Here is a 13419-nt window from a genome sequence, read left to right as displayed (position 1 = left end):
CCCGGGGGAGCGGGTCAGCGGGCCACGGTGAGGCGGCACAGACCGGACGGTGGTATGACGAGCGCGTGAATGCCGCCGGTGAGCAGTCGCGTGGCGGCCGGCCGGGGACGTCCGTCGGCGCTGTAGGAGTGGACGCGGACGACGACGGGCTCGGCCGACTCGGGGGATTCGACGAGGAGCCGGGCCATGGGGGTCGCGTTGACGAGGGTGAGAGTTTGCCATGGCCCTTGGGGGAGGCGGAGGACCGTGTCGGTGTAGGCGGTGATCACCGTCTCGGTCGCGGAGTGGGCGGTGACGTGAGGATAGAGCTCGTCCGGCCGCCCCGTCTCGTACGTGCCTCCGATGAGTGCCGGCCGAAGCCGGTGCCAGCTTTCGAGCCAGAAGGCGAGGGTGGCCCGGTGGCCGGGGGAGAGCCGGGAGAGGCGGGTGGAGATCTGGGGCACCGCGTGCAGGGCGCCGTGGACGTGCCGGGCGACGGTCTCGGGTGTCGCGTCCGGGTCCCACATCAGCATGTCGGAGTGCACGACCGCGCCCGGGGTGAGCAGGGCGACGTCCAGGGTCCGCACGCGGTTGGCGACGGGGTCGGCCGGACAGTCCGACGCGCGCAGGGCGTTGCCGAACGTGGTCATGGCCGGTCCGGTGTAGGGCTGGCGCAGTTCCAGGACCACGTCGTCCCCGCGCAGGGACCGCAGGCCGTCGCGCAGCCGGGTCAGAAGCTCGGCCAGGGCATGCCCGACGTCGGCGATGTAGCCAGGCGCCCGCGCGCTGGACGGCGGGGTGTGCGCGTAGGCCATGACCTCGTCCAGGAAGTCGAGCTTGAGTCCGTCGAGATGGTTCTCCTCGACGAGTCCGCGACAGGTGGTCACGACGTGGTCGCGTACGTCGCGGTGGCGCGGATCGAGAACGTGACAGTCCAGATGCGGCACGTACCGAGGTGCGCGCCCCGCCCACGCCCTGTGGGCGTCCGAGCGGTTGCCGAGGAGCAGCGGCGCGATCCACACGACATGGCGCAGCCCCAGGCCGTGGATTCTCCTGACATGGCCGGGCAGGTCGGGGAACTTGGCGGGATCGGGCAGCCAGTCGCCGCAGCCCGCGTATCCGCGGCCGGTGCCGTGCAGTTGCCAGCCGTCGTCGAGGAAGAGCTGGCCGAAGCCGAGTTCGGCCGCGAGAGCGGCCTCGGCCTCGACATCGGCCGCGTTCACGTCCTGAGTGAAGGCGTACCACGTCGAGTACACCGGTGTACGGGCGAAGTCCGGCACCGGCAGCGGGCGTACGGCCGGAAGCTCCGTCAGCCAGTCCCGTAGCTCTCGTAGCGCCGCCGCCACGGTGACGCCAGGGGTGGCGAGGCGTACGAGGCAACTCTCGCCCGGCGCGAGCGGGAAGCGCAGCCACACGCCGAAGCGCTGGTGCTCCTCGGACACCCCGAAGCGGATCAGGCTCTGCCCCACGACGCGGTCGGTGGCGAACGCGAGCAGGCTCCGCCCCGCCGCGTCGTACAGGCATCCGGCCGGTGCGGAGCGGATGAGCGACAGGGGCCGCCAGGCCGACCAGTCGGCGGGCAGCGTCCGCTCCCACCCCGCGTCGGGGTGCCAGAAACCTGCGGCGTCGCCGAGCGGGACATCGAGGCGGACGGTGACCTGGGCCGCCGCGCTCGCCGTGACGTGCACGAGGGACGGCTGCCCAGGGGGCGTCCCCCCGGCCGCGCCGACAGCGCCGCCGGGGGCACGGACGCTGACCGTCGCACCGTCGACGCGGAGGGCGGAGGGATCCTGCCACCACTGGTCGTCGTCGAAGGGCGATGTCGTGACGTGCTCCGCCGCGCTGGGTGGGGAAGGGGTGGTGTCCACGGAAGTCCTCCGGTCGGATCACGGGGCGAAGGGGGTGCCGTCCAAGGTCCAGTGGGAGTCGGGGGTGATGCCGAGGGCGGAGTAGACATGGGCGGCGACGTCGGAGTGGTGGAGGGCCGACGGAGCCTTGCCCGCGGGCAGACCGGGACCGCACGCGGCGACCCAGGCCGTTCGCTCCTGCGGGCTGCGTCCCCCGTGGCCCCCTTCGTCGCGATGGCCGTGGTCCGTCACCACGATGATCGTCCACTGCTCCGCCGCGTTGCCGGGCCGCTGCTGTACGGAGGTGAGGAGCCGACCGAGCCGCCGGTCCGCGGCCTCGATCGAACGGCGGTACTCCTGGCCGCAGCCGAGGAAGTGGGCGGTCTCGTCGACGGCGCCCAGGTAGACGAAGCCGGCGTGGAGTTCCTCGTCCAGGCCGAGAAGGTGTTCCGCCTCGGCGGTCACCCTGTCGTCCACCTCCTCCCATGCCTCGGGGGTGTCCGCGCGCGGGGCGACGTAGCCGAGCCGGGTGGGGGCGACGAAGAGCGGGCCGCCCTGCTGCGCGAGGAAGAGCGGTGCCCAGCCTCCGACGGCGAAGGTCCGCAGTCCGCAGTCGGCGGCGAGGCGGGTCGTGAAGTCGGGGAAAACGTCCAGGCGGTTGCCGTCGAGGCGGTTGGCCCACACCCCGTGCTTGGTGACGCCGACGCCGGTGACGATGGTGGTCCAGCAGGGGCCGGACATCGTCGGTGTCCCGGAGTCCACCTCCACGGGGGCCAGGAAGCCCGCGCGGACTATCCCGTCGAGGTGGGGGGTGTCGAGTTCGGGGAGCAGGTCGAGGCGTACGCCGTCGATGCCGACCACCAGTACGCGGGCGGTGTCCTGGGCGGTGTCCATGGGCGGATCCAGAGGTGTCGTGGGTGGGCGGGGGAAGCATGAGTGGAGAGGCACGACGCTCAGGGGCCGACGCGGCGGAGCCGGATCAGGTTGCTGGCGTAGTCGCCGACGGGAAGTCGCGGGTCGATGCCCCGGTGGACCAGGACGGCACCGCTGTACACCCGGTCCTGGTCCGGATCCAGATAGCGTGCCTCGGGGTCGAGCGAGGGCAGCCGCACCGGGGCGGGGCGGTGACCGAAGCGGGTGGTGGGGCGCCAGACGAGGAGCACGTGCTCGCTGTCGTCGGGTGCCGCGTAGTGGACGGCGGTCAACGGCCCGGGCGGGGTGACGCGGTGCTGGGTTCCCCGCTGCACAAGCGGGCGGATCCGCTTGTACTGGGCGACGAGCTCGGCGGCTTCCTTGAATTCCTCGTCGGACCAGGACGCCAGGTCGCCGCCGAGCCCCAGCGCCCCGGCCATGGCGACGTGGAAGCGGAAACGCAGGGGGGTGCGCCGGCCGGTGGCGGGGTTGGGGCTGTCGGTGACCCACGCTGCCATGGCCTGGGCGGGGAAGACCTGAGAGAAGCCGTGGTGCATGCCGATCCGGTCGACCGGGTCGGTGTTGTCCGAGGTCCAGGCCTGGTCGGTGCGGGCCAGCATGCCGAGGTCGACGCGCCCGCCGCCGCCCGCGCAGGCCTCGATGCGCAGTCCGGGGTGGGCGGCACGGAGCCGGTCCATGATCCGGTGGACGGCCCGGGTGTGATCGATCCACAGGCGGTCGGGGTCGGAGCAGCCGTCCCAACCGGCCTCGGTGAAAGCCCGGTTGGCGTCCCACTTGAGCCAGTCGACGTCATGGTCGCGCACCAGACGGTCGAGGGTCTCCTGGGCCCAGGCCTCGACCTCTGGCCGGGCGAAGTTCAGCACCAGTTGGTTGCGGAGCTCGGTCGCGTCGAGTCGGGGGGAGTGGACGACCCAGTCCGGATGGGCGCGGTACAACTCGCTGTCCCGGTTGACCATTTCCGGTTCCACCCACAGCCCGAACTCCATGCCGAGGCGGTGCACCTCGTCGGCGAGCGGACGCAGTCCGCGGGGGAAGGCCTCGGGGCGAGGAGTCCAGTCGCCGAGCCCGGACCGGTCGTCGCGGCGGGTGCCGAACCAGCCGTCGTCCAGGACGAAGAGCTCCGCACCGAGCCGGGCGGCCAGGTGTGCAAGGCGGATCTGGCCGGCCTCGCTGACGTCGAATCCGGTGGCCTCCCACGAGTTGTAGAGGACCGGCCGGTCCCGGTCGGGCTCCGGCAGTACGTGCGCGCGCACGTAGTCGTGCCAGGCGCGGCTGGCCGCGCCGAAGCCGTGCGGGCTGTAGAGGCCGGCGTACACCGGTGTGCGAAGGCTCTCGCCCGGCCGCAGAGTCCAGCTGAGGCCCTCGTGACCGAATCCGCCGGTCCAGGTGGTGCGGCCGACCGGATCGCGGTGCACCGTGACGCGCCAGCTCCCGCTCCAGGCGAGCGCGGTGCTCCACACCTCGCCCCGCTCCTCGCTCGCGGTGCCGTCATCGAGCGCCAGCCAGGGACTCGCGTGGTGGCCGGTGAGCCCCCGACGGCTCGTCAGTACGGTCTCGGCGACGGGGAGCCGGTCGTGCTGGAGCTGGAACTCGCTGTTCCAGCCGCCCACCAGGTGGCTGAGCCGGTAGTCGGAAAGTGCCGGAGCGGTCCAGGAAGCCGAGTCCAGCCGATCGACGGTGACCGGATCGGGCGGGCCGTCGGCGGCTCCGGTGTGGGTCAGTTCCGTCCAGCGCTCGACGATGTCGGTGCCGGGCCGGACGCTATAGCACAGTTCGGCGCGTAGGGGGCGGCGCCGGTCGTCGAGGCGCAGCCGGAGATCGCCGCCGTCGACGGTGTGCCCGGCGAAGCGCCACTGGGCGCCGCGGGTGCCGTCGGCGAAGCGGACCTGAAGGCCGGCCGGTCCGAAACGCGCCCCGGTCTGCGGTGCGAGTTCGTCGGCGGCGGCGTCCGCCTCGAAGCTGCTCGCGGCGGAGGAGACCGCGTCCGGCAGCGAGGCCAGGGTGTCGGCGTCGAGCGGCGCGCCCCAATACAGGTGCCGGGGGCTGCCGTCGGGGGCGACGCGGAACGCGTACACGCTGTTCGGTGTGGACAGGACCGCGAGGCCGAGGTCGGGATCGAAGGTGACGAGCGAGAGCGTGGCAAGCACGGATGGGTCCCCAGACGTGCGGAGAGGAACAGGGTCGTATCCAGGGCGGCGTGGACGGAGCACAGCCCACGCCGCGATCCGGTGCCCCGGGACGGGCACGGAGGCGGCCCTGAGCGTAGGACGGCACCAACTCCTAAATCAATACTGGAAGAAGTTATTTATTTGCTCTACGTTGCTCCCGTGTTTCGACATCACTCCCAGCCTTCCCGGCCTTTGGTCAGCGCGCCTGCCGAGACCGCGGTCCTTGCCCTGCTCCTCGCGGAGGGACCGCTCAGCAGAGTGGAACTGGCCCGGCGGACGGGGCTCTCCTCGACGGCCGTCACCAAGGCGGCCAGGCCGCTCATCGACGACGGCTACCTGTACGAACTCCCGCCGGAGCGCACCGCACCCGGTGCCGGCCGGCCGGTCAACCCGCTCGCGGTCGCTCCCGACCGGGAGTACTTCGTCGGACTGAAGATCAGCGGCGACCAGGTCTTCGGCGCGGTCTGCGATCTGCGGGCCGGCATCCGAGCCACGGCCGGCCGGTCGCTCGACGTGTGCACCCCCGAGACGGTCGCCGCCCGCGTCGCCGAGCTGGTCGGCGAACTGCTGGACGCCGAACCCGCGTTCCGGGACCGTACGCGCCACCTCGGCGTCGCCGTGAACGGCGACGTGGACCGCGACACCGGCAGGCTCCGCCACTCCGGCCTCCTCGGCTGGCGCGACGTCCCACTCGCCGAACTGCTCACCGCCTCCACCAACTTGGCGGTCACCGTCGAGAACGATGTCCGGGCCCTGGCCGTCGCCGAGCACTGGTTCGGCGAAGGCATCGGAACCGGCCACTTCGCGCTGGTCACCATCGGCGCGGGCATCGGCTCCGCGCTCGTCGTCAACGGGCACCTGCTCAGAGGGGCCTACGGTGTGTCGGGCGAGGTCGGACACATCTGCGTCGACCCGACCGGACCGCGCTGCCGCTGCGGCGCGCGCGGCTGCGTCGAGGCGATCGCGTCGACCGACGCGATTCTCGCGGCGGTCCGCCATGCCGCCGCGAACCCGCGCCTCACGTTCGACGAGGTCGTCGAGATGGCCCGGGAGGGCCGTCCGGCGGCCCGCGAGGCCTTCGCCCGGGCCGGACAGGCCATCGGGGTCGGCATCGCCGCACTGGTCAACCTGGTCGGCCCGGAGCGTGTCGTCGTCAGCGGTGAAGGGGCCGACGCCTACGACCTGTTCAGCCGTCACATCCAGGACGCCTACGCCGCACACGCCTTCGGAGCGGCGTCCCGGTGCCCGCTGTTGCTGCGCCCGCTGCCCTGGGAGGAGTGGGCCCGCGGTGGCGCCGCCGTGGCCATCCAGGCTCTCTTCCCACAGCCCGCGGCCACCCCCACGATCGGCGCCGGCTGACCTCCGTGGCACGTCGTCGTCCCCACAGCCGTCGCGTACGACTCCCTGGCCGCCGCCCTCCTCTGCCGGCAAGCACTGGCGAAGGCGCCGACCAGGGAACACATCCGCCCCGCACACACCCTCACAGAAGGAAATGCGACATGAGCGCACGCAGAGCCGAGCTTAGCCGACGCGGATTCCTCACCGGATCGCTGCTCGTCGCCGCCGGAACGGTCCTGACGACCGCCTGCAGCACCGACCCCACCGGCGGCTCCTCCTCCGGAGCGAAGACCACCCTCAACGTCTGGTACCACGCCTACGGCGAGGCCGGCACCCAACAGGCGGTGCTCCGCTACGCCAAGGCCTTCACCAAGGCCAACCCGGACATAGCCGTCAAGGTGACCTGGGTCCCCGGTGACTACACGAGCAAGCTCAACGCGACCCTGCTGACCGACGCGGCCCCCGACGTCTTCGAGATCGGCGACTTCAGCGAGGCCCTCGCCCACCGCGGCCAGATCGCCGCGCTCGACGACGTGTACGGCAGCGCCAGGAGCGACTTCAACAACAACGCCATCGATTCGGTCACCGTCGAGGGCAAGCTCTACGGCGTCAAGGAGATCGACGACGTCATGATGCTCTACTACCGCAAGAGCGCCCTGTCGAAGGCCGGAATCACCCCGCCCACGACCTTCGACGGCCTCGTCGCCGCGGCGAAGGCCCTGACCACCAAGAAGAACAAGGGCCTGTTCCTCGGCAACGACGGCCTCGGCGACTCCGCGATTCTCGCCATCTGGTCCAACGGCGGCGATCTCGTGGCCCCGGACGGCAAGGTGGCGTTCGGCTCGGACCAGGCACTCGAAGCACTCAAGGGCCTGAAGCGCCTGCACGACGACAAGTCGCTGCTGCTCGGCTTCACCACCGACTGGTGGGATCCCGCCGCCCTCACCCAGGGCGTCGTGCCGATGCAGTGGAGCGGCCTGTGGGCGATGCCCGCCGTCTCGTCCGCGCTCGGCGACGACTTCGGTGTGCTGCCCTGGCCCGCGTACAAGGCCGGCGGCACTCCGGCCGTACGGGTCGGTGGCTGGACCAGCTGCGTCAACGCCAAGGGCAAGAACGTGACCGCAGCCAAGAAGTTCGTCCAGTGGCTGTGGATCCAGCAGTCCGACCTCCAGAAGGACTTCGCCGAGAGCTACGGCTTCCACGTCCCGCCGCGCACCTCCGCGGCGGCGTCCGCGAAGAAGCTCTCCGGCGGTGCCGCCAAGGAGACCATGGAACTGGCCGCGAAGTACGGAAAGCACAACCCTGGAACCTGGGAGACAGCCGTGAGCAGCGCGTTCAACGCGGCCGCGGCGAAGATCGCCGGCGGGCAGGGCGACCCGGCCGCCCTCCTGGCCGCCGCGGCGAAGAAGGCCCAGAGCGAGATCGACAAGCAGCTCGGCCGATGAAACCGATGAACCCGGCGACCGACATCACGCCGGCGCCCGAGCGAGCCGGGCGCCCCGCGATCACCACGCGGGGCGCCGCCCGCACCGGCAGGTCCGGCACCGCTCGCACCGGCCGGGCCCGTGCGGCCCGGCCCCGCGTGGGCCGGTCCGGCTGGATCGCGTTCGTCGCTCTGACCGCGCCGACACTGATCGGGCTCGGCATCTTCAAGTACGTCGCGATCGGCTGGAGTTTCCTGCTCAGCCTCAGCGACGCGCGCGGCACCATCGCCCTCGGCCACTGGGTCGGACTCGACAACTACCAGACGCTCCTGTCCGACCAGGCGTTCCGTGACTCGCTGGTCACGATCCTGCTGTACACCGCCTTCATCGTGCCGGTCACCTTCGCAGCCTCCCTCGGGCTCGCCCTGTTGGTGCACCGGATCCGGCGCGGCCGGGCCCTGCTGCGCACCACCTTCCTCATCCCCACGGCCGTCTCGTACGTCGCCGCGTCGCTGCTGTGGAAGATGTGCCTGTTCAACGGTCTGCCGACAGGTATCGCCAACATGATCGGCGGATGGTTCGGAGCGGAACCGGTGCCCTGGCTGCAATCCACCTCGCCACCGCTCTACTGGATCGTCCTCGTCACGCTGCGTCTGTGGCTCCAGGTCGGGTTCTACATGGTGCTCTTCCTCGCCGGGCTGCAGGCCATCCCCAAGGAGGTCTACGAGGCCGCCTCGCTCGACGGCGCTACGGGCCGGCGGCTCCTGACCTGGATCACCCTGCCGATGCTGCGCAACACCGCCGTCGCCGTACTGATGCTGCTGTTCATCGCCGCCTTCCAGGCCTTCGACGAGTTCTACAACCTGTTCAACAGCGGACTCTCCGGAACCGGAACCGCCCCCGTACAGACCCCGCTGGTCCAGCTCTACAACACCGCCATGGGCAGCCAGAACTACGGCCTCGGCTCGGCCGGCGCCTTTGTGCTCACCGCCCTCATCGTCGGAGTGACTCTGATCCAGGGACGGTTCACCGGATTCGGCAGGAGCGGAGAATGAGAAGCGCATGATCACCCTGTCCGGACTGTCCCGAACCGCGCGCCTCCTCGTACGCGGTCTGCTCGTCGGCCTGCTCACCATGGCCTTCCTGGCGCCCTTCTACCTGATGCTCCGCAACGCGCTCATGGACTCCGGGGGCCTCACGGCGCCGGAGTGGACGTGGTGGCCCTCGACGATGCACTTCGAGAACTTCACCGCCCTGTTCGACGACCCCGCTGTCTCCATGGGCAAGGCCCTCGGCAACTCGCTGCTGATCGCCGCCGTCACCGCGCCGGTCTCCACCCTCCTCGCCTCCGCGGCCGGCTTCGCCCTCGCCCGGATTCCGGTACCCGGACGCGGTGTGGTGCTCGCCCTGGTGGTGGCCACGCTGATGATCCCCGGCTCGGTCACCTTCGTACCGACGTTCGTCGTCGTCGGCGCCATGGGCGGCGTCAACACGCTGTGGGGCATCATCGCGCCCGGCCTCTTCAACCCGTTCGCGGTCCTGCTGTTCCGTAACTTCTACCTCCAGTTCCCGAGCGAGATCGAAGACGCCGGACGACTCGACGGCCTCGGCTGGCTCGGCCTGTACCGCCGGATCGCCCTGCCGAGCTCCGGAGCGATGCTGGCCTCGCTCGGGGCGCTGTCCTTCATCGACAGCTGGAACTCCTTCCTGTGGCCGCTGGTCATCGGCCAGGACCCGTCCTCCTGGACCGCGCAGATCGCGCTGTCCACCTTCCTCACCTCGCAGACCATCAACCTGCCCGGCCTCTTCGCCGGCGCCGTCGTCACCATCACGCCCCTGGTCGTCATGTTCCTCGTCGCCCAGCGCTACATCGTCGAAGGCATCGCCACCAGCGGTCTCAAGGGCTGACCCACCGCACCACACCGTTCCGCACCACGCACAAGGCAGGCACACGACCCCCACCCGCAAGGAGCTTCCCCGTGACACCTCGCATCACCCTGCTCCGACGCGCGACCGCGGCCCTCGCCACGTCGTCCGCGCTCCTCCTCTGCACCCTCACCCCCACCGCCGCCGCGGCGGACACGGGGACGGCACCGCCGCCCCCGGCCCTCACCGGCGCACAGCTCACCGCCTCATGGACCGCCCCGCTGTCCACCCGGGACCGATACGTCGTCGACGCCGACGGCGACCGGTTCAAGCTCAAGTCCGGCAACTGGGCCGGCGCACAGGGCACCTGGCAGGGCAGTGGCGACGTCGGCGACGTCGCCAACCACCAGGCGAGGCAGATGTCGAACAACATTCCGCTCGGCCTCGACCGGAAGCCGATGTCCCAGATCCTGGCCGACTTCCACGCCCTGGGCCTGAACAGCATCCGGCTCCCGTTCGCCAACGCACTCATCCACGACACGAGCGCCGTCCCGGACTCGGCCGTCGCCGCCAACCCGCAGCTCAAGGGCAAGACCCCGTTGCAGGTGCTCGACGCCGTCGTCGGATCCCTGACCGCAGACGGCTTCGCCGTCATCCTCAACAACCACACCACCAGCTACCGCTTCTGCTGCGGCCTGGACGGCAACGAGCGCTGGAACAGCGGCCAGTCGACCCAGCAGTGGATCGACGACTGGGTGTTCCTGGCGAAGCGCTACCAGGCCGACAAGCGGGTCGTCGGAGCCGATCTGCGCAACGAGGTCCGTCGCGACACCTGGAACGACGCGAACTGGGGCTGGGGCGACGACCACGACCTCAACAAGGCCCTGGAAGAAGCCGGCAACAAGATCCTGCAGGCCAATCCGGACATGCTCGTCATCATGGAGGGCATCAACTGGCAGGGCATACCGACCGACCTGACCCCCCACAGCCGCCCGACACTCACCCCGGTCGCCACCCTGTCCAACACCCTGATCCGCTCCGACAAACTCGTCTACGCGGCCCACTTCTACGGCTACACCGGCCCGAACCACACCGGTGCCACCGGAACGGGCGAGACGCACGACCCGCGCTACGAGGAATTCACCCCCGCACAGCTCGCCCAGGTCGTCGACGACCAGGCCCTGTTCGTCACCCGGTCCGGCCAGCACTTCACCGCACCCGTGTGGATCAGCGAGTTCGGCGCCGCCGGCCGCGGCGGCATCGACGCCAAGGAACGTGCCTGGTTCGCCAACTTCACCGACATCCTGGTGAAGAACGACACCGACTTCGCCATCTGGCCCCTGGCCGGCTGGACCGACACGAACGGCACACCGCAGGACAGCTGGGCCATGGTCAACTACAGCGCGGACGGCACACGGCTCGGTGTCATGGACGCCGGCGACTGGCGCGCCACCGACTGGAACAAGCTCGTCAACGCCGCCGGCAAGACCGGCCGGATCGCCCCGGCACCCCGCTGGAACATGCTCAACCTGGACTACGCCGACTACAACGTCTCCGCCACCATGCTGGCGAAGCCGGACTGGTCCCCGGGTAACCGCAAGGCCAACTGCCCGGACAGCCAGCGGCTCGTCGGGCTCGGCCGCGGCGACAGCCGAGGACTGTGCACCGACGCCGGTCAGCCGGCGAAGTCGAGCGGCTCCTGGACCGTCGTCACCGACGAGCGGTACGTCACCGGGGGCGACTGGGCGTCCGGATACAACAAGCTCCAGTGCCCCGACAACACCTTCGCGGTCGGCTACAGCGTTCAGAAGAACGCCATGACGGCCCTCCTGTGCGCCCCCGCAGCCGGCTCCCTGCCCACCACCGGCCGCGCGGTCTGGTTCGACCGCGGTGACAACCGCCCCGCCACCGGGGGCTCGACCGGCAGCGACTGGGCACCGGGCTACTACAAGGGCCAGTGCGCCGACAACGAGTACCTCGCCGGCGTTGCCTACACCTGGAAATGGAACCACGGCGGCGTCCCCGACGCCGTGCTGTGCCGCCCACTGGGCTGAACCGACCGAACCCGCGCCCCTGAGGAGTAATACCGCCATGCCCCGACTGGAGATCGCCGACGACGGTTTCCGTCTCGACGCCCACCCGTTCCGCATCATCTCCGGAGCCCTGCACTACTTCCGGGTCCACCCGGAGCAGTGGGCCGACCGACTCCACAAGGCACGGCTGCTGGGACTGAACACGGTCGAGACCTACGTCCCGTGGAACCTGCACGCCCCGCGCCGCGGGGAGTTCCACCTCGACGGCGGTCTCGACCTGCCCCGGTTCCTCGACACCGCCGCAGCGGAAGGACTGCACGTCCTGCTCAGGCCCGGCCCGTACATCTGCGCCGAATGGGAGGGCGGCGGCCTGCCCTCCTGGCTGCTTGCCGAGGACGGCATCACCCTGCGCAGCGGCGACCCCCGCTATCTGCACGCCGTCGACGAGTACCTCGGCGCCCTCCTGACCCCGCTCCGCCCCCACTTGGGAAGCAACGGCGGGCCGATCCTCGCCGTCCAGGTGGAGAACGAGTACGGCGCCCACGGCGACGACACCGCCTACCTGGCCGAACTCGCCGCCATGCTGCGCCGCCACGGCGTCGATGTTCCCCTGTTCACGTGTGACCAGCCCTCCGATCTGGCCCGGGGCAGCCTCGACGGGGTCCTGGCCACCGCCAACTTCGGCAGCCGTGTCACCGCCGGGCTCACCGCCCTGCGCGAGCACCGGCCCCGGGGCCCGCTGATGTGCGCGGAGTTCTGGATCGGCTGGTTCGACCGCTGGGGCGGCATCCACACCCGCCGCGACGCGGCCGAAGCCGCGGCCGATCTGGACCGCCTGCTCGCCGCGGGCGCCTCCGTCAACATCTACATGTTCCACGGCGGCACCAACTTCGGCTTCACCAACGGAGCCAACGACAAGGGCACCTACCGGCCAACCGTCACCTCCTACGACTACGACGCCCTCCTCGACGAAGCCGGCGATCCCACGCCCAAGTACGAAGCCTTCCGGCAGGTCATCGCCCGCCACGCCCCCGTTCCCGAGGAGCCCCTGCCTCCGGCCGCCCCCAAGGCGGCCTACGGGCCGGTGGAACTCACCCCCGCGGCCGGCCTGCTGGAACAGGCGGACGCCCTCGGCATCCCGGTGACCGCCGACCGGCCGCTGACCATGGAGGAACTCGGCCACCCCTTCGGATTCGTCCTCTACGAGACCGACCTGCCCACGCCGGGACCCGTCGTCCTGCACGTCGAGCAGATCCACGACCGTGCCCAGGTCTTCGTCGACGGCCAGCCGGTCGGCGTCCTGGAACGCGAGAGCCACGAACACGCTCTCGCCTTCACCGTGCCGCGCCAGGGAGCCCGGCTCGCCGTACTGGTGGAGAACCAGGGGCGTGTCAACTACGGAGCGGGGCTCCACGACCGAAAGGGCCTGATCGGCCGCACCACGGTCAACGGGCACCCGCCCGCCGCCTGGCAATGCCGCGCCCTGCCCCTCGACCGCCCGGACACCTTCCCCCAACGGTCCGTGGATCCCGTCGGGTCACCGGTGGGGCCGGCGTTCCACCGGGGCACCTTCACCGTGGACGGGTGCGCCGACACCTTCCTCCACCTCGACGGCTGGACCAAGGGCCTGGTCTGGATCAACGGCTTCGCGCTGGGGCGGTACTGGTCCCGAGGGCCCCAGAACAGCCTGTACGTTCCGGCCCCCGTCCTCAGGCCCGGCGCCAACGAGGTCACCGTCCTCGAACTCCACGCCGCCACCACCCGCCACGTCCACCTGCGCGACACATCCGACCTCGGGCCCACCGAGGAGTGACCTTTCCCCTCTTCCGGA

Annotated in this window: 9 protein-coding genes; 6 read left to right on the top strand and 3 right to left on the bottom strand. The window is 70.8% G+C overall.

What is annotated here, in order from left to right; genetic code table 11:
• Positions 1-14: 14 nt before the first annotated feature.
• Genes ACZ68L_RS17215 through ACZ68L_RS17205 form a run of 3 tightly spaced genes read right to left on the bottom strand, consistent with a single transcriptional unit; the run spans position 15 to position 4906 of the window.
• Positions 15-1847, bottom strand: a complete 1833-nt coding sequence (locus tag ACZ68L_RS17215) for a glycoside hydrolase family 36 protein (protein ID WP_469577637.1) — start codon at positions 1845-1847, stop codon at positions 15-17.
• 18 nt (positions 1848-1865) lie between these two features.
• The gene (locus ACZ68L_RS17210; protein ID WP_469577636.1) at positions 1866-2720 is read right to left on the bottom strand and encodes an alkaline phosphatase family protein; all 855 of its coding nucleotides are present in this window, start codon (positions 2718-2720) and stop codon (positions 1866-1868) included.
• Positions 2721-2779: 59 nt separating this feature from the next.
• Entirely contained in the window at positions 2780-4906 is a 2127-nt protein-coding gene (locus ACZ68L_RS17205; RefSeq protein ID WP_469577635.1) for an alpha-galactosidase, read from the bottom strand.
• 213 nt (positions 4907-5119) lie between these two features.
• Here ACZ68L_RS17205 and ACZ68L_RS17200 point away from each other — a divergent pair, with 213 nt between their 5' ends.
• From ACZ68L_RS17200 to ACZ68L_RS17175, 6 genes are all read left to right on the top strand, one after another.
• Positions 5120-6286, top strand: coding sequence for an ROK family protein (locus tag ACZ68L_RS17200; protein WP_469577634.1), 1167 nt, complete (start codon positions 5120-5122; stop codon positions 6284-6286).
• 140 nt (positions 6287-6426) lie between these two features.
• A complete protein-coding gene (locus ACZ68L_RS17195; RefSeq protein ID WP_469577633.1) occupies positions 6427-7710 on the top strand; it encodes an ABC transporter substrate-binding protein in 1284 nt (427 codons plus the stop codon).
• A 5-nt stretch (positions 7711-7715) separates the two neighbouring features.
• Complete coding sequence (locus ACZ68L_RS17190; RefSeq protein ID WP_469577724.1) at positions 7716-8744, top strand: carbohydrate ABC transporter permease; 1029 nt, start codon at positions 7716-7718, stop codon at positions 8742-8744.
• Between the two features lie 7 nt (positions 8745-8751).
• Positions 8752-9597 carry a carbohydrate ABC transporter permease gene (locus tag ACZ68L_RS17185; protein ID WP_469577632.1) on the top strand — a complete coding sequence of 282 codons (846 nt, stop codon included), beginning with the start codon at positions 8752-8754 and terminating at the stop codon, positions 9595-9597.
• Positions 9598-9668: 71 nt separating this feature from the next.
• On the top strand, positions 9669-11609 hold the full coding sequence (locus tag ACZ68L_RS17180) for a glycoside hydrolase family 5 protein (protein WP_469577631.1): 1941 nt from the start codon (positions 9669-9671) through the stop codon (positions 11607-11609).
• A gap of 37 nt (positions 11610-11646) precedes the next feature.
• Positions 11647-13401, top strand: a complete 1755-nt coding sequence (locus ACZ68L_RS17175; protein WP_469577630.1) for a glycoside hydrolase family 35 protein — start codon at positions 11647-11649, stop codon at positions 13399-13401.
• Positions 13402-13419 lie beyond the last annotated feature (18 nt).

The organism is Streptomyces sp. NPDC104309, from assembly GCF_055584025.1.
The sequence above is the reverse complement of the archived record's forward strand: the minus strand, read 5'-3'. Positions and strand labels throughout refer to the sequence as shown.